This is a genomic window from Granulicatella sp. WM01 (assembly GCF_004570605.1).
Taxonomy (GTDB): Bacteria; Bacillota; Bacilli; order Lactobacillales; family Aerococcaceae; genus WM01.
Genome location: NZ_SPPB01000125.1, coordinates 1 through 927, shown reverse-complemented (window position 1 = coordinate 927; position 927 = coordinate 1). Strand labels below are relative to the sequence as shown.

General features: G+C 34.8%; 1 protein-coding gene. It reads right to left on the bottom strand.

Going from position 1 to position 927, the window contains the following annotated elements; genetic code table 11:
• Window positions 1-883, bottom strand: an 883-nt coding sequence (locus E4T68_RS08945) for an ISNCY family transposase (protein ID WP_245175695.1), incomplete at its 3' end; no start/stop codon positions are given.
• Between the last annotated feature and the right edge of the window lie 44 nt (window positions 884-927).

The following is a 927-nucleotide window of genomic DNA, read 5'->3' as shown; positions in this document are numbered from 1 at the left end:
CCAAATCAACAGGTAATCGGGATTGTAAGGTATTGTTTAAACGTTCCACACGTCCTTTCCCCTGTGGAATAGATGTTGTTTTAAGGCTAATACCTAACTGAAAACAAGCAAAACCAAACTGTGTCATCGTATCGTCTTGAAGCTGTTGAGTCCCTTTCCTTTGATAATCAAATACCGTTCGTCTATCCGTTAAAAAAGCAGCAGGAATACCATAATTGGTTAATATCTGATGTAACACCTGATAATAGCCTTTCAGCGTTTCTTGTGGGGCAAAATAGGCACCAACAATATTACCAGAAGCATCATCAATGGCAACATGAAGATGAGAGACAGTTTGACCAAACCATCTGAATTGGCTAGCGTCCATTTGTATCAGTTCGCCACAATATTTTTTTCTCGGACGACTAGGATGGATAGTGTCACTATCTGCTAGAAACTCACAAGAACGGGGTAAGTTTATAGACAATTCATGTCTCACTTGTTGTGCTACTTTTTTCTGTTGTTTTAGTCGTTTTACTGTTTTACGATGTGTTTTGGGAGAAATCATCCCATGGTTATAGAGAATGGTACGAACAGTTGTATCTGTTAAATTGATGCCATGTTCTTGTTTTAAAATTTCAGTAAAATGAACAACATTAGGTTTTAAATTGGTAAATGATTGGTATAATTCTACAATAAAAGTTTTAGTAGATTCAGGTAGACTATGCTTTGGAGAGCGTTTTTTATTTTTATGAGAAAAAGCTGACTTACCAAATTGAACATAATTGTTAAGTAGTCGGTTAATTTGTCTTAATGATAATGTTAATTCAACACAGGCACGTTGTTTTGTTTTTTTGCCATGATGAACGGCTTTGATGACGTTATATTTTTTTATTTCATTCACTGTTAATTCTATCCTTTTCATATCTCTAGTTTATCATTTTGGGA